The sequence below is a fragment of the Micromonospora sp. RP3T genome (assembly GCF_003027925.1).
In the GTDB taxonomy this organism is placed as follows: domain Bacteria; phylum Actinomycetota; class Actinomycetes; order Mycobacteriales; family Micromonosporaceae; genus Micromonospora.
In genome coordinates this window covers 1-707 of sequence record NZ_PYPS01000110.1, presented here as the reverse complement: position 1 = coordinate 707, position 707 = coordinate 1, and the positions used below count along the sequence as shown (strand labels likewise).

Genomic DNA, 707 nt, shown 5'->3' with positions numbered 1-707 from the left:
GTCAGCAGACCCGGCCGGTACGGCAGCAGGCCGTAGTCGCCGCCGGAGTTGGTGGCCCGACCCTGGTAGAGCAGTTGGAGGTTGCAGGGGTCGACGGTGAACGTCTGGTCGGCGGTGGTGCGGATCAGCTCGCCGTGGCTGATGTCGTTGGTCCAGGTGGCGCCGCTGTTGGCCTTGCCGGCGAACGGGTTGCTCTCGGTGGCCGCGTTCGGCGTCCACGAGCCGTTCAGGCTGGTCGCGGTGAAGGACCGGAAGTAGCGGCCCTGCGCGCCGATGGCCTCGACGATCATCAGGTAACGGGTCTGGCCCTGGAGCTTGTAGACCTGCACGGCCTCGAACAGGTTGTTCGTGCTGTCGCTCATGATCGTCGTGTAGTTCGAGCCGAAGTTGCCGGGGAAGTTCCCGATCGGCATGCTCGCCCGGTAGATCTTGCCGTTGTCACCGGCGAAGAAGAGGTACATGTTCTGGTCGTCACCGATGACCGTCTGGTCGATCGGGCCGGTGCCGGAGCCGGAGATACTGCCGGTGAACAGCGGCTGCGCCGACGACCACCCGTTGGGGTTGGTCGGGTTGGTGGAGGTCTTGTAGGAGAACGCCGTGCCACCCCACTGGTAGGTCAACACCCAGATGTTGCGCGGGGCGAAGTAGAACAGCGTCGGCGCGACGGTGCCCTGGTTCATGCCGTTCTGGCTGGCCGTGGCCATCTC

1 protein-coding gene is annotated in these 707 nt (G+C 65.5%); it reads right to left on the bottom strand.

Going from position 1 to position 707, the window contains the following annotated elements:
* On the bottom strand, positions 1-707 hold a 707-nt coding region (locus tag C8054_RS31550), incomplete at both ends, for a non-reducing end alpha-L-arabinofuranosidase family hydrolase (protein ID WP_255563048.1).